Annotated in this window: 25 protein-coding genes; 21 read left to right on the top strand and 4 right to left on the bottom strand. The window is 30.7% G+C overall.

Annotated elements, in window-relative coordinates; all coding sequences use genetic code 11:
* The first annotated feature begins 98 nt into the window (after positions 1 to 98).
* Positions 99 to 932, top strand: coding sequence for a DegV family protein (locus tag ACFWUA_RS00975; protein ID WP_416198312.1), 834 nt, complete (start codon positions 99 to 101; stop codon positions 930 to 932).
* A gap of 18 nt (positions 933 to 950) precedes the next feature.
* Positions 951 to 1,427, top strand: coding sequence for a peptide-methionine (S)-S-oxide reductase MsrA (gene msrA, locus ACFWUA_RS00970; protein WP_416198311.1), 477 nt, complete (start codon positions 951 to 953; stop codon positions 1,425 to 1,427).
* Positions 1,428 to 1,458: 31 nt separating this feature from the next.
* On the opposite strand, the gene ACFWUA_RS00965 is transcribed toward msrA, so the two are convergent.
* Complete coding sequence (locus ACFWUA_RS00965) at positions 1,459 to 2,136, bottom strand: fructose-6-phosphate aldolase (RefSeq protein WP_416198310.1); 678 nt, start codon at positions 2,134 to 2,136, stop codon at positions 1,459 to 1,461.
* A 187-nt stretch (positions 2,137 to 2,323) separates the two neighbouring features.
* Here ACFWUA_RS00965 and ACFWUA_RS00960 point away from each other — a divergent pair, with 187 nt between their 5' ends.
* The 4 genes from ACFWUA_RS00960 to ACFWUA_RS00945 all read left to right on the top strand — a co-directional run bounded on the left by ACFWUA_RS00960 (position 2,324) and on the right by ACFWUA_RS00945 (position 7,019).
* Positions 2,324 to 4,645, top strand: a complete 2,322-nt coding sequence (locus tag ACFWUA_RS00960; protein ID WP_416198309.1) for an anaerobic ribonucleoside triphosphate reductase — start codon at positions 2,324 to 2,326, stop codon at positions 4,643 to 4,645.
* 11 nt (positions 4,646 to 4,656) lie between these two features.
* Positions 4,657 to 5,163 carry an anaerobic ribonucleoside-triphosphate reductase activating protein gene (gene nrdG / locus ACFWUA_RS00955; RefSeq protein ID WP_416198308.1) on the top strand — a complete coding sequence of 169 codons (507 nt, stop codon included), beginning with the start codon at positions 4,657 to 4,659 and terminating at the stop codon, positions 5,161 to 5,163.
* Between the two features lie 131 nt (positions 5,164 to 5,294).
* Complete coding sequence (locus tag ACFWUA_RS00950; protein WP_416198307.1) at positions 5,295 to 6,506, top strand: glycosyltransferase family 4 protein; 1,212 nt, start codon at positions 5,295 to 5,297, stop codon at positions 6,504 to 6,506.
* Positions 6,507 to 6,518: 12 nt separating this feature from the next.
* Positions 6,519 to 7,019 carry a GAF domain-containing protein gene (locus ACFWUA_RS00945; RefSeq protein ID WP_416198306.1) on the top strand — a complete coding sequence of 167 codons (501 nt, stop codon included), beginning with the start codon at positions 6,519 to 6,521 and terminating at the stop codon, positions 7,017 to 7,019.
* A 162-nt stretch (positions 7,020 to 7,181) separates the two neighbouring features.
* On the opposite strand, the gene ACFWUA_RS00940 is transcribed toward ACFWUA_RS00945, so the two are convergent.
* A complete protein-coding gene (locus ACFWUA_RS00940; protein ID WP_416198305.1) occupies positions 7,182 to 8,534 on the bottom strand; it encodes a transglutaminase-like domain-containing protein in 1,353 nt (450 codons plus the stop codon).
* 156 nt (positions 8,535 to 8,690) lie between these two features.
* Here ACFWUA_RS00940 and ACFWUA_RS00935 point away from each other — a divergent pair, with 156 nt between their 5' ends.
* The 8 genes from ACFWUA_RS00935 (at position 8,691) to ACFWUA_RS00900 (ending at position 17,913) form a co-directional block, all read left to right on the top strand.
* A complete protein-coding gene (locus ACFWUA_RS00935) occupies positions 8,691 to 10,052 on the top strand; it encodes a DNA methyltransferase (RefSeq protein ID WP_416198304.1) in 1,362 nt (453 codons plus the stop codon).
* Positions 10,053 to 10,082: 30 nt separating this feature from the next.
* Positions 10,083 to 11,537 carry an aminoacyl-histidine dipeptidase gene (locus ACFWUA_RS00930; protein WP_416198303.1) on the top strand — a complete coding sequence of 485 codons (1,455 nt, stop codon included), beginning with the start codon at positions 10,083 to 10,085 and terminating at the stop codon, positions 11,535 to 11,537.
* Between the two features lie 86 nt (positions 11,538 to 11,623).
* A complete protein-coding gene (locus tag ACFWUA_RS00925) occupies positions 11,624 to 11,989 on the top strand; it encodes a DUF1292 domain-containing protein (protein WP_416198302.1) in 366 nt (121 codons plus the stop codon).
* A gap of 129 nt (positions 11,990 to 12,118) precedes the next feature.
* Entirely contained in the window at positions 12,119 to 13,420 is a 1,302-nt protein-coding gene (locus ACFWUA_RS00920; protein ID WP_416198301.1) for a M18 family aminopeptidase, read from the top strand.
* Between the two features lie 65 nt (positions 13,421 to 13,485).
* Complete coding sequence (locus ACFWUA_RS00915) at positions 13,486 to 14,322, top strand: Cof-type HAD-IIB family hydrolase (RefSeq protein WP_416198300.1); 837 nt, start codon at positions 13,486 to 13,488, stop codon at positions 14,320 to 14,322.
* Between the two features lie 16 nt (positions 14,323 to 14,338).
* Entirely contained in the window at positions 14,339 to 16,414 is a 2,076-nt protein-coding gene (locus ACFWUA_RS00910) for a M1 family metallopeptidase (RefSeq protein ID WP_416198299.1), read from the top strand.
* A gap of 26 nt (positions 16,415 to 16,440) precedes the next feature.
* Positions 16,441 to 17,409 (top strand): TIGR01212 family radical SAM protein, encoded by a 969-nt coding sequence (locus ACFWUA_RS00905; protein ID WP_416198298.1) that lies wholly within the window; start codon positions 16,441 to 16,443, stop codon positions 17,407 to 17,409.
* A gap of 78 nt (positions 17,410 to 17,487) precedes the next feature.
* Positions 17,488 to 17,913, top strand: a complete 426-nt coding sequence (locus ACFWUA_RS00900) for a hypothetical protein (protein ID WP_416198297.1) — start codon at positions 17,488 to 17,490, stop codon at positions 17,911 to 17,913.
* A gap of 21 nt (positions 17,914 to 17,934) precedes the next feature.
* Here ACFWUA_RS00900 and ACFWUA_RS00895 read toward each other — a convergent pair whose 3' ends face one another.
* On the bottom strand, positions 17,935 to 18,111 hold the full coding sequence (locus ACFWUA_RS00895) for a DUF1540 domain-containing protein (protein WP_072743948.1): 177 nt from the start codon (positions 18,109 to 18,111) through the stop codon (positions 17,935 to 17,937).
* A gap of 134 nt (positions 18,112 to 18,245) precedes the next feature.
* On the opposite strand from ACFWUA_RS00895, the gene ACFWUA_RS00890 reads away from it, so the two are divergent.
* Positions 18,246 to 18,968 (top strand): pseudouridine synthase, encoded by a 723-nt coding sequence (locus ACFWUA_RS00890; RefSeq protein WP_072743949.1) that lies wholly within the window; start codon positions 18,246 to 18,248, stop codon positions 18,966 to 18,968.
* A gap of 91 nt (positions 18,969 to 19,059) precedes the next feature.
* Entirely contained in the window at positions 19,060 to 19,611 is a 552-nt protein-coding gene (locus ACFWUA_RS00885) for a DUF6648 family protein (RefSeq protein WP_072743950.1), read from the top strand.
* Positions 19,612 to 19,642: 31 nt separating this feature from the next.
* On the opposite strand, the gene ACFWUA_RS00880 is transcribed toward ACFWUA_RS00885, so the two are convergent.
* Positions 19,643 to 20,122: a hypothetical protein gene (locus ACFWUA_RS00880; RefSeq protein ID WP_416198296.1), complete on the bottom strand. Its 480-nt coding sequence runs from the start codon at positions 20,120 to 20,122 to the stop codon at positions 19,643 to 19,645.
* A gap of 111 nt (positions 20,123 to 20,233) precedes the next feature.
* On the opposite strand from ACFWUA_RS00880, the gene ACFWUA_RS00875 reads away from it, so the two are divergent.
* The 5 genes from ACFWUA_RS00875 to ACFWUA_RS00855 all read left to right on the top strand — a co-directional run bounded on the left by ACFWUA_RS00875 (position 20,234) and on the right by ACFWUA_RS00855 (position 25,588).
* Positions 20,234 to 21,196 (top strand): RluA family pseudouridine synthase, encoded by a 963-nt coding sequence (locus tag ACFWUA_RS00875; protein WP_416198295.1) that lies wholly within the window; start codon positions 20,234 to 20,236, stop codon positions 21,194 to 21,196.
* A 75-nt stretch (positions 21,197 to 21,271) separates the two neighbouring features.
* Positions 21,272 to 21,700, top strand: coding sequence for a CBS domain-containing protein (locus tag ACFWUA_RS00870; RefSeq protein ID WP_416198294.1), 429 nt, complete (start codon positions 21,272 to 21,274; stop codon positions 21,698 to 21,700).
* A 105-nt stretch (positions 21,701 to 21,805) separates the two neighbouring features.
* On the top strand, positions 21,806 to 23,467 hold the full coding sequence (locus ACFWUA_RS00865; RefSeq protein ID WP_416198293.1) for a nucleoside kinase: 1,662 nt from the start codon (positions 21,806 to 21,808) through the stop codon (positions 23,465 to 23,467).
* Positions 23,468 to 23,501: 34 nt separating this feature from the next.
* A complete protein-coding gene (gene glsA / locus ACFWUA_RS00860) occupies positions 23,502 to 24,419 on the top strand; it encodes a glutaminase A (RefSeq protein ID WP_416198292.1) in 918 nt (305 codons plus the stop codon).
* Between the two features lie 80 nt (positions 24,420 to 24,499).
* Positions 24,500 to 25,588 (top strand): dipeptide epimerase, encoded by a 1,089-nt coding sequence (locus ACFWUA_RS00855; RefSeq protein WP_416198291.1) that lies wholly within the window; start codon positions 24,500 to 24,502, stop codon positions 25,586 to 25,588.
* Position 25,589 lies beyond the last annotated feature (1 nt).

Genomic DNA, 25,589 nt, shown 5'->3' with positions numbered 1-25,589 from the left:
GAATAGGTGATAATATGAATATACATAAATTCTTGATTGTGGAGTAAAGTTATATATAAATATAATTTAGTTTATCAGAAATATAGTGAGGTGAAAAAATGGAATATAGAATAGTTGCGGATAGTAGTTGTGACTTAAATGATGAGTTGAAACAAAAAATGGATATTGCTTTAGTTCCACTAAAAATAGATACAGAAAATAGGAGTTTCATAGATGATGAAAATTTAGACATTCATGAGCTTTTAGTTGCTATGAAGGAGAGTGAAGAAGGAGTAAAAACTTCATGTCCTTCTCCTAATGAATTTTTAAAAGAGTATGAGAAATCAGATGTTACTTTTGTAGTGACATTGTCTTCTAAGTTGAGTGGTACCTATAATAGTGCAGTTCTTGCTAAAAATATAATGTCTGAAGACAATGATAAGTTTATTCATGTATTTGATTCTAAAAGTGCTTCAATAGGAGAAACATTAGTTAGTATGAAAATATTTGAATTAATGCAAAAACAATATGACAAGATTGATATTGTAAGTAAAGTAGAAAAATATATTGATGAAATGAAAACTTTTTTTGTATTGGACAATTTAGACAATTTAATTAAAGGTGGAAGATTGACTAAAATTGCAGCTCATATAGCTTCTTTTCTATCAATAAAGCCTATTTTAGGTTCAGATGGAAATGGAGATATTAAACTATTCGATAAGGTAAGAGGTAGCAGAAAAGTTTTAAGGAGATTTGTTGAAGTAGTAGGAGAAGAAGGAAGTAATCTTGAAAACAAGATTCTTGGAATAGCTCATTGCAATGCACCAGAAGTAGCAAGTGAACTTAAAGAACAGTTTCAAGAAAAATACCATTTTAAAGATATAATAGTGGTTGAAATGGCAGGACTTAGTACTGTCTATGCCAATGACGGTGGAATAGTCATAGCATTTTAAATATGGGGGGATGTTTATATGAAGGAAATAGTTTTGGCAGGTGGATGTTTTTGGGGTGTTGAAGAGTATATGTCAAGAATAGATGGAGTAGTGGAAACAAAAGTTGGATATGCCAATGGCATGAAAGAAAATCCTACTTATGAGGAGGTTTGTACGGGGCTTACGGGTCACGCAGAAGCTTGCTATATAAAATATGATGAAAATATTATATCTTTAAATGAGTTGTTGAATAGATTTTGGAGAATAATTGACCCTACTTCGTTGAATAAGCAAGGAGGAGATTTAGGTCATCAATATCGAACAGGAATATACTATATAGATGAAGAGGATTTAGATACAATTGAAAAGAGTTTTAAGGAAATAGAGAAAAAATATGAAAAAGCTATTGTGACTGAAGTTAAACCTTTGAGCTGTTTTTATATTGCAGAAGAGTATCATCAGAAATATTTAAAGAAAAACCCAAATGGATACTGTCATATAAATCTTGATGCATAGAAAATGCCTATGGAAATTTCCATAGGCATTTTTAAATATGATTTATCCTTTTATTTTTTCCATATACATTTTCCCAATCATCTATAAATTTATCTACACTTTTGTTGGTCAATGGATGGTAAAGCATATCTTCAATTAAATTAAAAGGTACAGTGGCGGCATGACTGCCAGCAAGACTTGCGTTGTAAACTTGTTCAACATTTTTAAAACTTGCAGCAAGTATTTTTGTGTTTAAATTGTGTATTTTAAAGAGTTCTGATATATCAGAAACTACTTTTATTCCATTTCCAGAGATATTGTCCAATCTGTTTACATATGGAGCTACAAAGAAAGCTCCAGATTTAGCTGCCATGAGAGCTTGAAGAGGAGTGAATACTGCAGTGGCAGTAATATTTATTTTTTTATCTGAAAGTATTTTCATAGCCTTTATTCCTTCTGTTATAACGGGAATTTTTATATAGAGATTTCCACCTATTTTGTCATTTATGTATAGTGCTTCTTCTATTATATCTTCTGCCTTGGTTCCAAGAGCTTGAACGTGAAGAGCTTTGTCTTTTCCTATGATTTCGCGTATTTCTTTTAAAAGTGGCAAGAAATCTTTATTTTCTTTAGATATAATACTTGGATTAGTAGTTACGCCATCAATTGGGTAGTATTCTATTCCTTTTTTTATGTGCTCAATATTTGCTGTATCTAATAGTATAAGCATTTTATACACTCCTTATAGTTTTTAAAAATATATTTTAAAACAATCTCAGAAAAGATTGACACAATATGTTGCGTTTTGGTATTATGGATATACAATATGTTGTTCGAATTACCTTTATGTCCAATTATATATTGTATCACAAAAAATAAAAAATGATAGGCTTAATTTATGTAAGGGGGAATTGAAATTGATAACTAAGATTAAAAAAAGGGATGGGAGAGAAGTACCATTTAATATTGAAAAAATAGCGAATGCTATTTTTAAGGCAGCACAAGCTGCTGGAGGACAGGATTATAATACTGCGCTAGATCTGGCAGAAGAAGTGACTAGATATCTTGAAGAAAGTTATAGTGGGAAAGTACCTGAAGTTGAAGAGATTCAAGATGCTGTTGAAAAGGTACTTATAGAATCAGGTCATGCAAGGACTGCTAAAGAATATATTTTATACAGAGCTGAAAGAACAAGGGCTAGAGAAATGAATACTAGACTTATGAAAGTTTATGGAGATTTAACTTTTAAAGATGCAAAAGACAATGATTTGAAAAGAGAAAATGCCAATATAGATGGGGATACTGCTATGGGAACTATGCTCAAATATGGTTCTGAAGGAGCAAAGCAATTTTATGATTTGTTTATATTAAATCCAGAACATTCAAAAGCTCACAAGGATGGAGATATACATATTCACGATTTGGATTTTCTTACATTAACCACGACTTGCTGTCAAATAGATATAGTTAATTTATTTAAAGGTGGATTTAGCACAGGTCATGGATATTTGAGAGAACCTAAAGATATACAAAGCTACTCTGCACTGGCTTGTATAGCTATACAGTCAAATCAAAACGATCAACACGGTGGTCAAAGTATTCCAAATTTCGATTATGGAATGGCTCCTGGAGTTAGAAAGACATATATTAAAACTTATAGACAAGATTTGTTGAAAGCTATAGAGTTTATGTCATCAGATGAAACTATTAAAGATAGGGTAATGGAAATTTTTGAAAATATAGAAAAAAATCATGGATTGGTTCCTACACTAGATGACAATGACGAATATTTAGAAATTGAAGGAGATTATTTGTATGAACTTTTGAAGGACAGAGAAATGGTATCTAAAGTGCAAAAATTTACAGTGAAGAACGCATATCTTGAAACTGATAGAAAGACTTATCAGGCTATGGAAGCTCTTATACACAATTTAAATACTATGCACAGTAGAGCTGGAGCTCAAATTCCTTTTAGTTCTATAAACTATGGAACAGATACATCTAGTGAGGGAAGAATGGCTATGAGAAATCTTCTATTAGCTACGGAGGCAGGTCTTGGAAATGGAGAAACGCCTATATTTCCTATACAAATATTTAAAGTGAAAGAGGGAGTAAACTACAATACAGGAGATCCAAATTATGATTTATTTAAACTTGCTTGTAGAGTTAGTGCAAAAAGACTATTTCCTAATTTTTCTTTCATAGATGCCCCATATAATTTACAGTACTATAAACCAGGCCATCCTGAAACAGAAATAGCTTATATGGGATGTAGGACTAGAGTAGCAGCTAATGTATATGATCCTTCAAGGGAGATTATTTATGGAAGGGGAAATTTAAGTTTTACTACTATAAATCTTCCACGACTTGGATTGAAAAGTGGTGGAGATATAAAAGTATTCTATGAAGAACTAGACAAGACTATAGATATTGTCATAAGTCAATTATTGGAAAGGTTTGAAATACAGGCAAGGAAAAAAGTGAAAAACTATCCATTCCTCATGGGCCAAGGCGTATGGATTGATTCGGATAAATTAGATAGGGAAGATGAAGTGAGGGAAGTGCTAAAACATGGTACTCTTACAACTGGATTTATTGGACTTGCTGAATGTTTAAAGGCCCTTACAGGAAAGCATCATGGAGAATCGGAAGAATCTCAAAAATTAGGCCTTGAAATAATAGGGCATATGAGAGAAAGAATGGATGAGGCTAGCAAGAAGTATCATATGAATTTTTCTCTTATAGCTACACCAGCAGAAGGTACATCAGGAAGATTTGTTGGAATGGACAGAAAATTGTTTGGAAATATAGAGGGAGTTACAGATAGGGAATACTATACAAATAGTTTTCATGTGCCAGTATACTATGAAATAAGTGCTTATGACAAGATAAGATTAGAAGCTCCTTATCATGCACTTACCAATGGAGGTCATATTACTTATGTAGAGGTTGATGGAGATCCAACCCAAAATTTAGAAGCCTTTGAAAAAATAATAAGAGCCATGAAGGAATTGGGTGTTGGCTATGGTTCTATAAATCATCCAGTAGATAGAGATCCAGTCTGTGGGTATACAGGAATCATAGGAGATACTTGTCCTAAATGTGGTAGGGAAGAGGGAGATATAAAGTTTGAAAGAATTCGTCGTATCACAGGATATCTTGTAGGAACTTTAGATAGATTTAACGATGCGAAAAGGGCAGAAGAAAGAGATAGAGTTAAACATTTTTCTTGCAAATAAGAGGTGGTAAAATGAGTACTTATTTGAGAATTGCTGGTATTGAAAAGGAGTCCATTGTGGATGGTCCAGGGATTAGATTGACTGTATTCAGTCAAGGATGTAAGCATCATTGTCTTGGGTGCCATAACCCACAAACTCATTCTTTTGAAGGTGGACAGCTGATAGATATTGAAGATATTTTAGATATGATAAAGAAAAACCCATTGCTAGATGGTATTACTTTTAGTGGGGGAGACCCTTTTGAACAGGCCAAAAGTTTTGCAGTACTTGGAGAAAAAGTTAAGGCTATGGGGTTAAATATCATGACTTATACAGGGTATACTTATGAAGAAATACTAAAATATATGGATACAAGGCCTGGATGGAAAGAACTTTTGTATGTAACGGATATACTGGTTGATGGACCTTTTGATATAAATAGGAAAAGCATGATGTTGAAGTTTAAAGGTTCATCCAATCAGAGAATAATTGATGTGAAAGAATCATTAAAGAACAATGAAGTGGTTATTTTTGATTAATTTAAATAGTAAAAAGCATCTACAAAAGTAGATGCTTTTCTATTATCTTGTGGTATTATAAAATAAGGACAAGGCTGAAATTCTTAAGTTTTATTTGAAGAAAGTATTTAGTTAAAATCAGAGGTGGTTTTGTGAAGAAAATATTGCATATAATATCACAGTATCCAGGAAAAACAGGAAGTGGAGTGTATTTAAGAGCTCTTATGAATGAAGCTAGCAAGAAAGGGTATAGTCAAGGTCTTATAGCAGGTATATCAAAAGACGATGATTTAGTTTTAGATAATATAGATGAAAAATATTTTTATCCTGTGGTATTTAATACTGAAACTCTTCCATTTCCCATAGTGGGAATGAGTGATGTTATGCCTTATGAAAGTACTAGATATAAAGATATGACCGATGAAATGTTTCAAAAATGGGAAAAGGCTTTTAGTACAAGCATAAGGAAGGCTTTAAATGACTTTAAGCCAGACATTATTATATCCCATCATCTATGGATACTTACTTCTCTTGTGAGGAAGCTTACACAAGATATCCCATTGGTTTCTATATGCCATGGTACGGATATAAGACAGTTTGAAATGTGTTCTAAATATAGGGAATATGTTTTAGAAGGATGTAGTGGTATTGACAATGTATTTGCACTAAATGAATTTCAAAAGGAAAAAATAGTTGATATTTACGGAATAGATAGGGAAAAGATTTCTGTTATAGGTGGTGGATTTGACTCAGATATATTTTATCCATCAAGAAAAAAATTTGTTGAAGATAGAATTAGACTTATATACGCAGGGAAAATAAGCTATTCTAAAGGTGTACTATCTTTAATTAGAGCTTATGACAGCTTAGATACATTGGAAGATATGGAACTATATATTGTAGGTTCTGGAAGTGGGAAAGAAGCAAAAGTTATAAAAAGTGCTGGAGAAAAATCTAAGAATAAAATTGTATTTACTGGAGAAGTATCTCAAGCTACTCTTGGAGATTTATTTCGGGAAAGCCAAATATTTGTACTTCCATCTTTTTATGAGGGGCTTTCCTTGGTGACAATTGAAGCTCTTGCCTGTGGGCTTAGAGTTGTTGCAACAGATATACCTGGGCTTAGGAATTTTTTGGGATACAATATAAATAGTAGTGGTATTGTAAAATATGTGAAACTTCCCAGTATGATAGATGCAGATACACCAGATATTAGTGAGATTAATATATTTGAGGAAAGGCTAAGAAACGCAATGAAGATGCAAATAGATGAGTTTAAAAAATGTGGATATGTAGAAGATGAAGAAGTTTTTCAAGATATAAAGAATATGTCTTGGGAAAATATTTTTAAAAGAATAATTTGAGGGGGAATACAAATGTTTAAATTAGAGCCTTTAAAAAATATGACAGATGAGGAAAAATATAAGTATATGCTTATACTTTTGAAAGGACAATTGAGTTCGGAACAAGATGAAATTGCCAATCTTTCTAATGCTTCTGCTATAGTTATGGCTTGTGTAGATAAGTTGAATTGGGCAGGATTTTATATATTGAGAGATAAAGAATTGGTTCTTGGACCTTTTCAAGGACTTCCAGCTTGTAATAGAATTCAAATGGGAAAAGGAGTGTGTGGTACTAGCTTAGCCAATAGAATTATACAGAGAATTGAAGATGTTCATGCTTTTCCAGGCCATATAGCTTGTGATGAAGCTTCTAGATCAGAATTGGTCGTACCTATTGTCAAAGATGATGTGCCTTATGGAGTTCTTGATTTAGATAGTCCTTATGTAGGAAGGTTTACTGAACTAGAGGAAAAATATTTGATTAAATTTGTTGAAATATTAAATAAATACATAAACTGGAAGAATATATTGTAAGCATGGTCAAATACTTGGAAATAAATACTTATTTATATTGATATAAATAAATTTGAGTGGCAAAAAAGAGTGGAAGTATGGTGGAAATTTAGCTAGATTAGTTTTTATAAAAAGTAATTAATGAGTAAAATAGCGTGGCATTTGTCACGCTATTTTACTCATTTAAATTTCATGAGCATCTATTATTTTAAGTATAGTTTCATATTCTTGTGATTCTAAAAATCTATCATTGTATTCTATTTCGCCTACTTGATTGTCGCAGAAATCTTGTCTGAAATGTTTTTTAGCTGGCAAGAATTCATAGTTTACCTCAGAATTAGCTACCATTCTAAATGGATCAAGATTTCCAAAGTAGAAATTCCATCTTGCCTCATTTTTATTTCTAAGAGCTCCTCCTCCAAAGGATGGATCAGCAAAAATCCAACCATAAGGTTCTATATAAAATTCAGCCCAGTCATGACATCCTATATAATATGGATTTACATATAATCCAGATTGCCATCTTGAAGGAATTCCAACAATTCTGCATAAAGTTATAAATAATAGAGCTTGTACACCACAATCGCCTTTTAAGTTGTAAGCACAGTACTCAGGAACATTTATTATAGTTGCATATTGAGGCATATAGGAATATTTGATATTTTGCGTTATATAGTCATATATTTTTCTTGCTTTTAATAGTGGATTAGTTTCATTTTCTACAATTTTATTAGCCAATTGAACCAAAAATGGTGTAAATCTTATATGAGGAAGCCTTTCTTCAGTATAGAAATTTGGTTGTTCTTTTGAAACTATATTTGGGTCAAATTTTGTATATTTCACATGATTTTCATAAGTATATTCTACAGTAAATATTTCTTCTCCTGTTACTTCTTTTTCAAAATATATAGTTCTTTGAGGATAATTTTCTGGTGAAATATATCTTGGTTCATGAGAAGTATTGAGTATTTTTATATTTTTTATTTGTTGTGCATTTTGAGGTATAGGAATGTGTACCCTTACAGTTTCTCCAATGCGTGCGTATTCTCCATTTAATTTGATGCCTGTTTTTAAATGGAAGAAATATTTTTTTTCTTTTCCATCCATCATTTCTTCTACAGTTTTTGAAAGTATTTGGCTATCACTATTTTCGTTGTCTTTTTCAATGAGTCTTTCTTTAAGACTTGTATTGACTTTTATCATATTGTCTAAAAAAGAGTGGATGAATTTAACTTCTCCATTGATGTAAATCCATTCAGCATAGCCTTGGTCTTTCATCATTTCTAGCTCATCTTTTGAAAAGTTACTTATTTTTTTTGAAGCTAGTTCTAGTGCTTCATCATAGCTATAGATATAGTCTTCTTTTAGTCTTCGAATTCTGTCTTTTTCATATGTAAGTCTATTTTTAAGAACAATAGGAATATTTCTATTCATGTAGAGTTCTATTAAATGTAGTGCTTTGTTAAAATCTCCATGATATTCGGCTTTTTTTACATCTTCAGGAAGATCAACTACTAAAGATTTTAATATTTCCATCATTTCACCCCCGAAATAATATATTAATTGAATTATATATTAAATCAAGGACAAATAAAAGGTACAAATTTAAGAAATAATAATATTTCATATCTTGAAGGTATTTGTTAAAACGTGTAGAATACAGATAAGACAAAGATTTTAGGAGGAAGGGATTTGCTTAAGGAAATTGTTGATATTATAAGTCAAGGGAAAAGAGAAGTTGAGGATTTGTTAAAAGAAGATGTGAAAAAAGTTGAAACAGTAGAAATAGTCGGGGAATACAATGAAGAAAAATTGACTAACAGATTTATATCTGGAGATAATATATACATAATGAATGCCCTACTAAAAGGAAATGGTTGTCAATCTATGAGAGGAAAGCTTGATCTTATATATATTGATCCACCTTTTTTATCAAAAGCTAATTACAATTCAAAGATAATATTGCCTTTAGATGATGAATTGGTGACTATTGAGAATTTTGCTTATTCAGATACATGGAATGAAGGTAGTATTTCATATCTTAAGATGTTATATAAAAGACTGTTACTTATGAGAGAACTTTTGAGTGACAGGGGAAGCATTTATCTCCATTTGGACTGGCATGTAGTGCACTATGCAAAAGTACTAATGGATGAAATATTTGGAGAAGATATGTTTTTAAACGAAATAATTTGGAGTTATAAATCAGGAGGAGTCAGTAAAAAATATTTTTCAAGGAAACATGATACTATTCTACTATATTCAAAGACTAAAGATTATATATTTAATGCGCAAAAAGAAAAATCGTACAATAGGGGTTTTAAGCCTTATAGATTTAAAGGAGTAAGTGAATATGAAGATGAAATGGGATGGTACACTTTGGTCAATATGAAAGATGTTTGGAATATTGATATGGTAGGTAGAACATCTAGTGAAAGAATGGGATATGGGACTCAAAAACCTGAGAAACTGCTTGAAAGAATTGTATTGGCTTCTTCAAATGAAGATTCAGTAGTTGCAGATTTCTTCGCGGGCAGTGGTACTACAGCAGTTGTGGCAGAGAGATACAATAGAAAATGGATATTATCTGATTTAGGCTACGCTTCTTTACAAGCAACTAAAAAAAGACTTATGGATATAAAATCTAAGGGATTTATTCATGAAAAAATTGAAGGGTTTTATATACCTAAGGGTGGAAGATTGAAAATACATTCAATAGACAAAAAAAGTTTTGAATTTGACACGAAAATTATTAGCATTAATTTGGAAGGATATGAAATAGATATAGATAATATTCCCATTGAAGAAAAGTATAAGGACATTTTATATAAAGTTATGCTCAAGGATTCTCTTGCTCTTATAGATATCATAAGCATAGATACAGATTATGATGGGAAAATCTTCAGAAGTAGATGGCAAAGTAAAAGAGATAAAGAAAGCTATAAAATTCCTGACAAAATTGAATTGAAATTGCTAAAAAAGGCAAAGAGAAGTATTGGAATAAAAATTGTAGATGTATTTGGATTTGAAAGTGAGTATATTATAGAAGTATAAATGTTTAACTTTATGAAGGAGGGTTTTTTTATGAGAGTTTTAGAAAATTTAAAACCAGAAAGAGTATTTTATTATTTTGAAGAATTAACTAAAATACCTCACTGTTCTGGAGAGGAAAAAGAAATAAGTGATTATTTAGCGAATTTTGCCAAAGAGCACAATTTTGATTTTATTCAAGATGAAGCATTAAATGTGATAATTAAAAAGCCTGGTACAAAGGGATATGAAAATTCACCTACAGTAGTTTTGCAAGGACATATGGATATGGTATGTGAAAAAGATGTAAATGTTTGTCATGATTTTTCAAGAGATCCACTTGAATTAAATGTAGATGGAGATTTTATTAGTGCAAAAAACACTACACTTGGGGCGGACAATGGAATAGCTGTAGCTATGTGTTTGGCAATTCTTGAATCGGAAGATATTCCTCATCCTCCATTGGAAGTTCTTGCGACTACCTCAGAAGAAACAGGAATGAATGGGGCAAATGGGTTGGACCCCCAAAACATCCAAGGCAAAATATTAATAAATATAGATTCAGAAGAAGAAGGAAAGCTATTGGTAAGCTGTGCTGGAGGAGAAAGAGATAGAATAGAAATACCAATACTTTGGGAAAATAGAAAAGAAAATACATCCGTTTATGCTTTGAAGATAACAGGACTTAAAGGTGGACACTCAGGTATGGAAATAAATGAAGGCAGAGGGAATGCCAACAAACTTATGGGTAGGCTACTTTATGAAATAAAGAAACAAATAGATATTAGACTTCTCAATGTCGAAGGTGGGGCAAAGACTAATGCCATTCCAAGAAGTGCAGAATCAGTACTTGCAATGGATAGTGCAGAAGAAAGTGTTTTAAAAGAAATTGTAAGTAAAGTTGCTAGTGAGTTTAAAAATGAATTAAAATCGTCTGATGCCAATGTAAGTCTAGATTTTGAAAAAGTAGATACAGAAGCTGTAAAAGTATTTTCTAAAGAGACTACAGATAAGGTCATTGCAACTCTTATGCTGGTTCCAAATGGAGTTCAAACAATGAGCAAAGAAATTGAGGGATTGGTAGAGTCTTCAAACAATTTAGGCGTGGTTAAGACTTTAGAGGAAAGTATTACTTTTGAAAGTTCTATTAGAAGTTCTGTAAGAAGTTTGAGAGAAAAAATATCAAATGAAATGGCTATTATAGCTGAAATATTGGGAGGAAAATGGGAAAGCTATTCTGCTTATCCTGAGTGGGAATATAAAGAAAATTCATATATAAGAGAAGTTTTTCAAAAGGTATATAGAGAGCAATTTGGCAAAGAGCTAGAAATAGCAGCAATTCATGCTGGACTTGAATGTGGACTATTCAATGAAAAATTTGAGAATATGGATATGGTTTCCTTTGGACCAAATATGTATGGAGTTCATACACCAGATGAGAAGCTCAGTATATCTTCAACAGAAAGAACTTGGAATTTGCTTGTTGAAGTTTTGAAAGAAATAAAATAAATTATGAATTTCTATATACTTCTAGTTTAAAATAGGGTATTATAAGCATATATTAATTATTAAATAAATTGTAAAGGAGAATGAAGATGACAAATAAACATGATGATCATAATTGCTGTAACCATTTTGATGATGCTTGTGATTGTGGATGTGACCATGAAGAGGAAATGGATATAATAACTCTTACTTTGGAAGATGACAGTGAAATGGAATGTGCTATATTAGGAGTTTTTGAAGTAGAAGATAAATCATATATTGCATTGCTTCCATTAGAGGATGAACAAGTGCTATTGTATGAATATATTGAAGCTGAAGATGGATTTGAATTAGGGCAAATTGAAGATGATGAAGAATTTGAAATAGTTTCAGAAGCTTTTTATGCACTATTTATGGATGATGATGAAGATTTTGAAGATGAAGACGAAGATGAAGATGAAGATGAAGATGAATAATCATCAATATATTTTTTAGTGAATATTAAAACGTATTATCCTGTGGAGATGGTAGTTATTTATGTCAATGAAACAGGATATTTTCGTTTTAAGAAAATTTTTACAAAAAAATATGAAAGGGTGGTTGATTTGACTGTAGAACTAAAATTTGCTGAAGAATTGGTGGATTTTATTGACAGAAGTCCTAGTCCTTTTCATGCAGTAGAAAACGTTAAAAATGAACTTTTAAAAAATGGTTTTGTTGAATTAAATTTAAAAGAAAGATGGAATGTTGAAAAGGAAGGCAAATATTTTACTGTTAAAAACGATTCAGCTCTTATAGCTTTTGTTGTAGGTAAGGGAGATATTGAAAAATATGGATTTAAATTGATTGGAGCTCATACTGATTCTCCTACTTTTAGAATTAAACCAAATCCTGAGATGGTGGAAGAAGGAGCATATTTAAGGTTGAATACTGAAGTATATGGAGGCCCTATTATAAATACTTGGCTCGATAGACCACTATCTATTGCAGGAAGAGTAGCTGTAAAAGGCAAAGATATATTTAGTCCAGAAGTGAAGCTTATAAATATAGACAAGCCTCTAATGATAATACCAAATTTAGCTATACATATGAATAGAAAAGTAAATGAGGGTGTAAAATTAAATACCCAAAAAGAGACTTTGCCTCTTGTTGGAATGATAAGTGATGAATTTGAAAAGAAAGATTTTTTAATAAAGTTATTAGCTGAAGAATTAAATATTTCTCACGAAGACATAGTGGATTTTGATTTATATCTTTATGAATATGAAAAAGGCTCTATTGTAGGTTTTAATAATGAATTTATATCTTGTGGGAAGCAAGATGATTTGGCTATGGCTCATGCTGGAATAAGAGCTCTTATAGATGGGAAAGTTGGAAATGCTACAAATGTTGTGGTTTTGTTTGACAATGAAGAAGTAGGTAGTACTACAAAACAAGGAGCAGCTAGTCCTATGCTTAGAACTGTTCTTGAAAGAATTTGTATATCTCTTGGAAAGGATAGAGAGGATTTTTATAGGAGTTTATACAATTCATTTTTGATTTCGGCAGATATGGCTCATGCTGTTCATCCAAATTATGCTGAAAAACAAGATCCAACCAATAGACCCGTATTAAATGGAGGACCTTGTATAAAGATAAGTGCCAACCAGTCTTATACTACAGATAGTTTATCACTTACAGTATATGAAAGTGTATGTAAATCTGCAGGAATTCCTGTTCAAAAATTCTTGAATAGATCAGATGAAAGGGGAGGTTCAACTATTGGACCTATTTCATCTACTCAAATTGATATTTCTTCTGTAGATATAGGTAATCCACTACTTGGTATGCATTCTATAAGGGAATTGGGTGGAGTAAAAGACCATTATTATATATACAAATCTTTTGTCGAATATTTTAAATACTAGGGATTAGGTTCGGGTTTTCCGAACCTAATTTTCAAATATTGTACTAAAAAATTTAGGGTGATAATATGAAGTATAAACTTATTGCTATTGATTTAGATGGGACACTTCTTACAGATGATAAAAGGATAACTGCTGAAAGTATATCTGTTTTAAAGGAGATAATTAAAAGAGGATATGAAATTGTCATTGCTACTGGTAGAAGATATTGGTCGGCTAAAAAATTTGTTGAAAGCATAGATGAGAATATATGTATATTAGCTAACAATGGCAATATAGTTAGAAATATGAAAGATGACAAAATTTTAATAAAGAAATATTTAAATGTAGAAGATTTCAATGTGTTAATTAAAGAAGGAAAAAAAGAAGGATTAGATCCAATCATTCATGTGGACAACTATGAAGATGGATATGATATGGTCATAGAGCTTGATAGAAACAATTCTAAATATTCTAGCTATCTATCAGACAATGTAGACAGATTTAGAAGAGTGGATGATTTACTTAAAATGGATAATCCCAAAGTATTGACTGTTGTATATATAGGGGATAAGGAAAAACTTGAATTTTTCAACAACAAGATACTAGAAAACTATCCATATAAATATAGTTCTCACATGATGGAAAATATGACTATAGCAGGGGCTTTACTTGAAGTGATGAACCCACTAGGTTCTAAATGGCTCAGCCTTGAGGAGTATGGAAAAGTTAAAGACATAAAAGATTATGAAATGATTGCTATTGGAGATGACAACAATGATATTGAGATGATAAAAAAGGCTGGTCTTGGAATAGCTATGAAAAATGGGACTCCAAAGGTAAAGAAAGCAGCAGACATTGTTACGACTAAAAGCAACAATGAAAATGGTGTTACCAGTATATTAAAAGAGGTGCTTAATATATAAAAAAGGGGGAGTTTTTGTGAAAGTTAAGTCTAGAATATTATCTTTGTTTTTGGCGATTTTCATCATATTTAGCTTTATACCCATATCATTTGCAGAAAATGTAGGAGATATAAACGAGTACAAAATAGATATAAAATTAAATTACAATGAAAAGACAATAAGTGGAAAAGAAACTTTAATTTTTAAAAATAACTACAATAGAGAATTGAAAGAAATAGTATTTCACCTTTATCCAGATTCCTATAATGATATAAAGACCATGCCTGCATTATCTTTTTTGGGCATTGAAGGAGAAGTTAAATTAGCTAAAGAAGAATTGGGAGACATACATATTGAAAAAGTTTTCGCAAACAATAAAAACATAAAATATACTCAAGATAAAGAAGTGCTTAAGATTTCATTAGATAAACCATTAAAGCGTGGAGAAAAATTAGATATAAGTATGGATTTTGTGCTTAAAATACCTTTTGGCAGGAATAGACTGGGATTTTATGAAGATGTTTATTCTTTGACAAATTGGTATCCTATACTATCTATATATGATGAGAAAACTGGCAAATGGGATGAAAATCCTTATCATCCTGTAGGAGAATCTAATTATAGCGATGTGGCAAATTATGATGTGCATTTGACTGTACCTAAAGATATGGTAGTAGCTCCAACAGGCAGCATAATTGATGAAAAAATAGAAGGATTAAATAAAATCCTTCATATAAAAGCAGAAAATGTAAGAGATTTTGTATTTATGATGAGCCCTAAATATAAAGTACTAACAAAACAAGTAGATGGAGTAAAATTGTACAATTATTATTTACCTAGGGATGGAAAACAAAAGGATGCTCAAATTTTGTTAGATGAGGCAGGTAAGGTGGTTTTATTCCTCAACCAAAAAATAGGGAAGTATCCTTATGATGAACTTAGAATTGCTGAAACAGGACTTCTTGGAGGAGCTATGGAATACCCTCAAGTTGTACAAATGGGATTTTATCAGTCTATTGATGGATATGAAGAGGAGTATATTCCATCAATTTTAGAAATGGTAGTTCATGAAGTTATACATCAATGGTGGTATGTAGGAGTTGGGAACAATGAATACAAAGAACCTTTTTTAGATGAGTCTTTAACTGTTTTTACTACAGCATATTATTTTGAAAATGAATACGGCAAATACAACAATCGTGGTGTGAATGTGAAAATAAGAGGAAGTGTATATGAAAGTGAAACTCCAGCACTTAACTCAAGTGTAGATGATTTTAAAGATTTTGACAGCTATGTATATGCTATATATACAAAAGGTCCGCAATTTTTTGAAGATTTGAGACAAAGGGTAGGAGAACAAAAATTCACCAAAATACTTCAAAAATATTACAAGAAATTTTTGTTTAAAAATGCTACTATAATTGATTTATTGGATACAATCGAGGAAATAGCAGGAAAAGATATACGAAAGACAATGGAAGTTGCAGTTTCAAAGCCTAACTATTTTCCTGAAAATATACAGTTTACACAAGAAGAATATAGGATTATGGAAATTGAAAACAAGAAGAAATATTTAAATAAGAAAGAAAAAGAAAGTGGTTTAGTTATTGGAAGTGTGATTTTGAGATGTTTAAATGGAGAAGAAACAATATTTGTAAAGCCAAATTATTTATCTGAAATTGATTCTAGATTGGTGAACTATTTCATTGAAAATATGTCAGAAGAATTGCAACAAATTTATGGACTAAATATAAAAGTAGTAGAAGAAAATAAATTGACTGCAAAAGACAAACTTAAAAATTTGATTGTATTTGGATATCCTAAAAATAGTAGCATTATGAAGGAAATAGGGTCTAAACTTCCTATCAATCTAAATAGCGATGAAATAGTTATAAATAATATAAAGATAAAAAATGAAAATGTTTCAGGAATGTTTATAGCTGAAAATCCTTACAATAAAAAGAAACTTAGTCTCATAATATTTTTAGATGAGAGCAATACCCAAGATGACAGTTTTATGTTTAATTACAATCCACTTTACAATGATAGTATTCAATTTATTTTAGATGTAAATGGCAAAAAAAATGTGCAGATAAAGGGTATGTATAAATAATCCTTTAATTTAGATGAGGTGAGAATTTGGAAGATATAGAAGTGTATAATGTCTATTCAAAATATTTAAAAGAAAGATTTAAGGAAAAGGTATATAAACTTCCTATAAACCTTCCTATTACATGTCCCAATAGAGACGGATGTGTGGGTGTTGGGGGATGTATATTTTGTGGAGAAGAAGGAGGTTCTTTTGAAAATCTTTTAAATACTATATCTATAAGAGAACAAATCCTACAAAATAAAGAGTATATACAAAAAAAATATAAGGCTACTAAATTTATTAGCTATTTTCAAAATTTCACCAATACTTATATGCCAATAGAAGAATTTAAGACTTCAATAGAAGAGGCAATATTAGAGGATGTAGTAGGTATTTCTATATCTACTCGTCCTGATTGTATTAGTGATGAGTATTTAGAGTATTTAGCTTTTATTAAAGAAAAGTATGATTTAGATATAACAATAGAGCTAGGACTTCAAACAGTAAATTATCATACATTGTACAAGATAAACAGAGGTCATACTTTAGGAGAATTCATAGACGGAGTTCTTAGAAACAAGAAATATGGTATAAGGACTTGTGCTCATCTTATTTTAAATTTACCTTGGGATGAAGAAATAGATGTTGTTGAAAATGCAAAAATACTTTCAGCTCTTCAAGTAGAAGAAGTAAAACTCCATGCACTATATATACTAGATGGAACTACTATTGGTGAAATGTACAAGAATGGAGAAATATCAATTATTTCAAAAGATGAATATGTAGAAAGAGTGATTACATTTTTAGAGTATTTAGATGAAAATATAGTTATTCAGAGGCTAATAGGAAGAGCTCCAGAAGAAAATTCTCTTTTTGTCAATTGGAATGAAAGCTGGTGGAAAATAAGAGATGAGATAGTAAGTGAAATGGTTAAGAGAAACACATACCAAGGTATAAAATGCAATTATTTAAATGGAAAGGCTTTAAAAAGATTTAAAAAATTTAAAAAATATTGAAAAAGATAAAGGATAAAAGGTTTTTTTGTAGAATACAATTAAGTAAGTAAAAAAATATAAGGTTGGAGGGTGGTAGAAATGATAAAATTACTATGTGGAACTAAAGGTAGTGGCAAAACAAAGCGTTTAATAGATATGGCTAATTCTGAGATGAAATCTGGAAACGGTAACATTGCATTTGTTGATGTAGATGACAACCATATATTTAGTCTTGATTATTCTGTAAGACTTATAAATGCCATGGAGTTCAATATAAATAATATTGAATCGTTCTATGGCTTTTTGTGTGGGATTATAGGCATGAATTATGATGTGGAGAAGATTTATGTAGATGGCATATATAATTTGATTGACATAAAGATTGAAAATTTAGAAAGCTTGGTAAAATCTCTAGAAACCATAAGTAAAAAGTTTAATACAGATTTTTATATTGGATTAGATTATACAGTAGAAGAAATTCCAACAAGTTTAAAATCTATAGTTGAAGAAGTTGCAGAAGAATAAGGCAGGATATCCTGCCTTTTTCTATCCTTTCATATTTGGAGAAAATGTGGCACAATCTGTTTCATCTGTAGAAGTAGCATTTCTAGGTTGAATTTCTATACTGGAAGCAGTACAGTAATCTCCTGAAACATGATATTGACAAGTGTTTACAACACATTTTACGCCATTTAATGGTTTATCAGATTTTTCTACTCTCATACTATATCTCCTTTCTTTTGTTTTTAGACACTATAATTATTTTTTCATATTATGTTTAAATTATTCTTTATTTATAGCTATAATTTCTTAAACAAAATAGTATATAATAATATAGGAAAGGAAGAGGAAATGTGATGGGCAAAAAAGAACGAGTTGATAAAATTCTTTCCAATATGGGATATGGTAGCAGGAAAGAAATAAAAAGCTGTGCAAGAGAAGGCAGGATAGAAGTCAATGGAGAAAGAATATCAGATAGTTCTATAAAAGTAGATCCTCAAATAGACGATATTGTTTTTGATGGAGAAAAAGTGATATACAGAGAATATATTTATATTATGATGAATAAACCTGATGGAGTAGTTTCATCTACAGATGATCCTATAAATAGAACAGTATTGGATTTGTTAGATGACAAATATTTGGTTTTTAATCCCCATCCGGTTGGACGTCTTGACAAAGATACAGAAGGGTTGTTACTTTTGACAAATGATGGGAAGCTTTCTCATGAACTTCTATCTCCAAGAAAACACGTAGATAAAACTTATTATGTAGAAGTAGATGGATATGTAGAAGAAAGACATGTGAAAATATTTGAATCTGGAATAATACTCGATGATGGCTATAAAACTATGCCTTCAGTTTTGAAAATATTAGAGTCTGGATATGTTTCTAAAGTACATTTGACGATAAAAGAAGGGAAATATCATCAAGTAAAGCGAATGTTTGAAGCTTTAGACATGAAAGTACTATATTTAAAGAGGATTTCCATAGGAAATTTGACTCTTGATGAAAATCTTTCAGAAGGAGAATATAGAGAATTGAGTGAAAGTGAACTTTTAGCATTATTAAATAGTTAAATTCAAATGTTTAGCTTTGTTAGATTCTATATTAATGGTATAATGTATTTGAGACTAATTGCAAATATGATATTAGATAGGGTGTTTTAAATTGGCTTATAATAGTAGAAGGGGTTTATTTGATACCTTTTTTGACCACAGAAATTCTCTTATTATCCAGTACAAGAATGGAGATATAAGTAAAAGAGAGTTTCTAGAAGGAAATTTTGATTTTGTCCAAGAAATGCATGTGAAACCTTTTTCGAAAGTTGATAGCTATGAGAAAGGAATGTACAATTATCAGTATTATAATGTACTGGCTAAGTATTATACAATGCTTGCCAAGGACTTGAAGAGGGAAGGCAAGCCTGAAAAATATTATATTTATTATTTAAATCAAGGGAATTATTATTATCATGAAAAAGATAGGGCTACTCTTCAACTTTTAAGATTTTTAAATTTTGAGAATGTAGAAGCTTATTTTATCAAAGTAGAATCAAAATTTCTAAAAAACAAACTCTATGAAATAGTACTTATGAATTATCAATATGCTATTTTTCATTCAAAGAGTAAGTGGTTGTTGGATATATTGAAAAAAGAGGGAGTGTTTGTAGAAGGAACTAAAGTTTCGCTTATTGATGAGTATATCAATGAAAAGTATTAAAAAATAGTAGCTAAGAGCTACTATTTTTTGTCTATTTAGTTAAGGTTTTAATTATATCTTCTATGGAACTGTTTTTTTTGATTTCAAATTCTCCTGATTTGAATTTTGTATCTAGATGCATTTCTTGAGCTTTGGCTAAAAAATCTCCTTTATCAGCTATAAGACCTTTATTTTGCAAAATTTCTGCTATACTTGAACAAGGAGAACCTTGGGGAACGACAATTTTTATTATTTCATTAGAATTTGTATTGTTATCATTTGTTTTTTTGTCATCTGTTTTATTTGCAGTGTTACTGTCTACTGAGGTATTGTTTTTATCTGATGAATTTTTATCTTTTGAAGTTTCTATTTTATTTTTTTGAACAATATGGGAACTTGATGCATCTTCATCAAATAGTGCATTTAATCTCCAGCCGATTATTCCTGCAACTACTACTATGATTGCAATCATGACTATATAGTCAATGGCATCATAAAAAAAGTCCTTTATGCCTTCGCTAAACTTTTTCATTTTTCACACCTCTTTTTTTTACGAGAATAATAGCTAAATAGAGTAGAGTTTTTATTTGGTCTTCGTGTATAATATATTATAACATATAAAAAAGAAAAAGGTGAGAAAAGTTTGAGGGAAATAATAGTAGATACAAATGAGTCAAATCAAAGAATAGACAGGTTTTTAAAAAAATATTTATCTAAAGCAAGTCAAGGAACTATATATAAAATGATTAGAAAAAAAAGGATTAAGCTCAACAATAAAAGAGCAAATCCAGAGGATATAATTGTAGAAGGAGATAGTATACAGTTTTATATTTCAGATGAAGTTTTAGATAAATTTATAGAGGAAAAAAAAGAAATAAATAGTTTTATTGTGCCTAGAATAATTTATGAAGATAAAAATATAATATTTATCAATAAACCAGTAGGCATGCTTTCTCATTCAGCAAATAAGGAATATGGAGACAATGTTGTAGATAGTATGATAAGCTATTTGATTAAAAGCGGAGAGTATAATCCAAGACTTGAGAGAACATTTACTCCATCTATTTGCAATAGATTAGATAGAAATACCAGTGGAATTGTAATTGGAGCTAAAAATTATGAGGCACTGAAGGATATAAATAATGCAATAAAGTCAAGAAGTATAAAGAAATACTACAAATGTATGGTTAAAGGGACATTGAAAGAAGATATTCTTTTAGAGGATTATTTGTTAAAAAATGAAGATAAAAACAAGGTAAAAGTAGTTAAAAGTGATGTGGATGGGGCAAAAAAAATATCTACATATATAAAAGTTCTCAAAAAAAGCAATGAATTTTCATTGCTAGAAATAGATCTTATAACGGGGAGAACTCATCAGATAAGAGCACATTTATCTCATATAGGTCATCCAATTGTAGGTGATGTGAAATATGGAGATGCAAACATAAACAAAAATTTTAGAGAAAAATATAATCTAAATAGTCAATTTTTGCATGCATACAAAATAGCTATGAATGGACTTATATATTTAGATTATTTAAATGGGAAGGAATTTGTAGCTGAACTTCCACCTATTCTTGAAAAGATTGAAAGAGATTGGTTTTAAATTTATAGTACTAAAAAATATAAAACTGCACATCCTAATAGTGGTTTATTATCAAACAAAAAGGATGGTGGTAATTTGAAAGTTAAAGATATAATGACTACTAATGTTCAGTGTGCAAATCAAAGTGCTACATTGGAAGAAGTATCAAATCAGATGAAAAGTTTAAATGTTGGAAGCATACCAATTTGTGATAGTGGCAATAGGCTTTTGGGTATTGTTACTGATAGAGATATAGTGGTGAGGGGATTGTCCCAAGGATTACAGTCTCAAGCTATGGCAAAGGATGTCATGACCGTAAGTCCAGTGACAGTTTCACCAGATACTGATGTAACTGAAGCTACAAGGCTTATGTCAGAGCATCAAATAAGACGTATTCCAGTAGTAGAAAATGGTATTCTTGTAGGAATTGTTGCCATAGGGGATGTGGCGGTGAGAGATAGATTGACTGATGAAGCAGGAAATGCATTATCAAGTATATCTGAACCCAGTAGACCCAATATGTAAAAAAATAAACTATAGAGAAAATTTACTCTATAGTTTATTTTTTTGGAATAATATATAATATATATACTATATAGATTTTGAGATTTAAATTTGGAGGGATTAGAATTGGGAAAAATAAAAGTTTTTGTAGAAAATATTGGAGAGATTTCCATAGATGAAGGTTCAACATTAGAAGATATTTCAAATTTGGTTTATAAAAATGACTACAAGAAATATTTGGGAGCTAAAATTGAAAATGAAGTTTTTCATTTAAAAACTGTGGCTAAAGATGGAGAAAAGATAAAATTTATTGACATAACAGATATTGATGGACATAGAATATATACAAGAACTTTGGGTCTTATATATGTAACTGCCTGTGAAGAGATATTTCCTGGATATAATGCAAACATTGAGCATTCTCTTGGAGAAGGATTTTATACAGAATTAAGCAATAAAAGAACGATTAGTTTTTCGGAAATCGAGAAAATAAAAGAAAGAATGTGGGAAATCGTTAAAGCAGATATTCCTATAGAAAGAAAAAGAATAAAGAGAATAGATGCATTAAAAATTTTTGAAGAAAAGGGGTATGAAGATAAAGTTAGATTATATACTCATGTGGAGAAAGATGAGATTCATGTATATAAAATATTGGAACATATAGATACTTTTTATGGATATGTGGCTCCTTCTACTGGTTATATAAAAAACTTCGACTTAAAATATTATTATCCAGGAGCCATATTGTTGTCTCCAAATCAAAAAAGTCAAGCAGAAATTCCTGAATTTGTTGAGCAAAGAAAATTGGCAAAGGTATTTAAAGAAGCAGAAGATTGGGCTAATATTTTAGATTTAGGTTATTTGGGATCATTAAATGATAAGATAATAAACGGTTCTATAGATGAAGTAGTAAGAGTTTCAGAAGCACTTCATGAAAAGAAGATAGCTAGTTTTGCTGATGATATTTGTAAAGATGAAAGTATAAATTTAATAATGATAGCTGGTCCTTCTTCTTCGGGAAAGACAACTTTTGCTCAAAGATTGGCTGTTCAACTCAAGGTAAATGGGAAAAGACCAATTTCTATTTCCGTAGATGACTACTTTGTTGATAGAGAGGATACCCCTAAAAATGAATATGGAGAATATGATTTTGAAGCATTGGAAGCTATAGATGTCAAGAGGTTAAATAGAGATCTCATAAGATTATTAGAGGGAAGTGAAGTAGAGCTTCCTGTATATAATTTTATAACTGGAAGAAGTGAACCTTCTGGAGTTAAAGTCAAGGTAGATGAAGACCATCCTATCATAGTTGAGGGATTACATGCTTTAAATCCAAAGCTTACATCTTCTATACCGGAAAAAAATAAATATAAAATTTATGTAAGTGCATTGACTCAGTTAAATATAGATGCACACAATAGAATTCCTACAACTGATACTAGAATTTTAAGAAGGATGGTTAGAGATAGTAAATTTAGAGGGAATGATATAGAAAGAACTTTTAAACTTTGGGAATTAGTTAGAGCGGGGGAAGAAAAGAATATATTCCCATATCAAGAACAAGCTGATGCAATGTTCAACTCTTCTCTTGTATATGAATTAACTGTACTTAAAAAATATGTAGTTCCACTATTAAAGGAAGTAGATAAAACTAGTATATACTATTCTGAAGCTAAAAGACTTCTTAAATTTTTAAGTTATTTTAAAGATATAGAAGATGAATCCATGATACCTCCAACTTCTATTTTGCGAGAATTTATTGGGGGAAGTTCTTTTAAAAAACATTAAATTCTAAATATACAAATTAAAGGGGGCTATATTTATGAATAAAATACTTGAAAGAATAATAATAGATAATAAGGAATTAACTAAAAAAGGTAAGGTGGCGGATTATATCCCTGCTTTAAGCAAAGCAAATCCAGAAGATTTGGGGGTTTGTATTATAGATATGAACAACAATATATATACAGCTGGAGACTACGATAAAAAATTTACAATTCAAAGTATATCAAAAACTGTGGCTCTTATGTTGGCTATAATGGACAATGGAGAAGAAAAAGTTTTCAGCAAAGTTGGGATGGAGCCTACAGGGGATGCATTTAATTCAATTTATAAGCTGGAAACAGGAGATATTTCAAAACCTTTAAATCCTATGATCAATGCAGGAGCTATTGCTGTTAGTTCACTTATCAAGGGTGGTAGTTCGGAGGAAAGGTTTGAAAGACTTTTATCTTTATTTAGGAAAATTTCTTCTAATGACAATTTGAAAGTAAATGAAGAAGTCTATTTGTCTGAAAAAAGAACTGGGAATAAAAATAGAGCTATGGGTTACTTGTTGAAAGATATGGGAGTTTTAGAAGGAGATGTAGAGGAGACTTTAGATGTATATTTTAGACAATGTTCTATTGAAGTAGATTGTATCGATATAGCTAATATTGGACTTTTTTTAGCAAATAGTGGCACTATTTTAAAAACTGGGGAAAACATAGTTAGTGAACATGTAGCTAAAATTGTAAAAACCTTCATGGTTACTTGCGGAATGTATAATTCTAGTGGAGAATTTGCTATAAGAGTAGGGATACCGGCTAAAAGTGGAGTAGGAGGAGGAATTATGGGAGCAGTTCCTCGTAGGATGGGGATAGGTGTCTATGGACCAGCACTAGATGAAAGGGGCAATTCTGTAGCTGGATACGGGGTATTGAGGGATTTATCAAGGGAATTGAATTTGAGTATTTTTTAGATAATTTATCACTTTATCACATTGCACAATTTTTTCATGATGGTATAATTTATTTAACATATGAAAAGGAGTGATTTCTTGTGAAAATATGTGATATACAAGTAGGAAAAATAAATATTCCTCTTAGAAAGCCTTTTAAGACTGCACTAAGGGAGGTCTATGAATTAGAAAATGTAGTGGTTAAAATTGTCACAGATACTGGGAATGTTGGTTATGGCGAAGCGGCCATTACTCCTGTAATTACGGGAGATACTTTAGGTTCTATTAAATGTGCTATTATGAAACATATCAAACCTAAATTAATGGGTATGGATATTGAAAATTTAGAAGAGATAATGAATAGAATAGACAATTCATTAGTGCATAATGAAAGTTCTAAAGCTGCTGTGGATATGGCCATATATGATTTGTTTGGACAACTCTACAATGCTCCTGTTTTTAAGCTTTTGGGAGGATTTCGAAATAAAGTGGTTACTGACATAACTGTAAGTGTCAATGAACCAGAAGAAATGGCAAGAGATGCTGTAGAAGCTGTAGAAAAAGGATATGAAACCATTAAAGTAAAAGTAGGGAAGGATTCTAAAAAAGATCTAGAAAGGCTAAAAGCTATAAGAAATGCAATAGGGTATAGTGTGGATATCAGAATAGATGCTAATCAAGGCTGGACACCAAAGGAAGCAGTAAAGGTTTTGAGAATGATGGAGGATGCTGGACTTTATATTGAACTAGTAGAACAACCTGTCAAGGCTTGTGATATTGCTGGACTTAAATATGTTACAGACAATGTAGAAATTCCAGTATTAGCTGATGAAAGTGTGTTTTCTCCACTAGATGCAGCAAATATCATTCAAAATAGAGCTGCTGATTTAGTGAATATAAAGTTGATGAAAACGGGTGGAATTCACAATGCGTTGAAAATATGCAATTTTGCTGAAACCTATGGTGTTCAGTGTATGCTTGGATGTATGATGGAAAGCAAGATAGGGCTTACTGCAGCATGTCATCTAGCTGGAGCTAAAAGTATCATAACTAAATTTGATTTAGATGGTCCAAATTTGTGTGCTGAAGATCCAATAATAGGTGGAGCAAATTATGATGAATATACTATAACCTTGGAAGATAAACCGGGATTTGGATTTGAAGAAATAAGAAATACCATATATTATTAAG

Origin of the sequence: Sporanaerobacter sp., from assembly GCF_047830725.1 — a bacterium.
In the GTDB taxonomy this organism is placed as follows: Bacteria; Bacillota; Clostridia; order Tissierellales; family Sporanaerobacteraceae; genus Sporanaerobacter.
This window is presented reverse-complemented; position numbering and strand designations above follow the sequence as displayed.